This window comes from Pseudoalteromonas sp. SR45-6 (genome assembly GCF_014163545.1).
GTDB classification, from domain to species: domain Bacteria; phylum Pseudomonadota; class Gammaproteobacteria; order Enterobacterales; family Alteromonadaceae; genus Pseudoalteromonas; species Pseudoalteromonas rhizosphaerae.
In genome coordinates, this window is the sequence record NZ_JACJDM010000190.1 from 1 (window position 1) to 435 (window position 435).

The 435-nt window shown below is 43.4% G+C and carries 1 protein-coding gene; it reads right to left on the reverse strand.

Annotated elements, in window-relative coordinates; all coding sequences use genetic code 11:
- Window positions 1-369: transposase (locus H5158_RS22845; RefSeq protein ID WP_259399485.1), on the reverse strand; the 369-nt coding region annotated here is incomplete at its 3' end.
- Between the last annotated feature and the right edge of the window lie 66 nt (window positions 370-435).

Consider the following 435-nt stretch of genomic DNA (forward strand, 5'->3'; position numbering starts at 1 on the left):
TTTCAATTTGCATCCATCAATGGCAAACATGTTACGCCCTATCAAGCCTTCTTCGTCGCATATCATCAGTACTTGCGTAAACAGCGGTTCAATCTGTTCGTGCATTTTGGCCACGAATCCCGCTATCGATGTGTAATGAGGTTGAATATCACCCGACACACTCATGAACAAAATATTCGTCTCACACGCCTTAGCAATACGGCGGCTACTAACCAAACCATGTGCATAGCCGAGTAAAATAATCTTTAGCATCACTGAAGGAGGATACGCAGCAGCACCCGTTTTATCATTGTGATACCACGCATCAAAGGTAAGCGTATAGCTAACGACACCTAGCTTTGCTAAAGTTCCAAGGCAGAAGTGGCTCAAGGTTATCTGGCTGCTCTGCAATATGTTGTAAGCAAGTAGTAATATAGTCATGCACTACAAGATCAT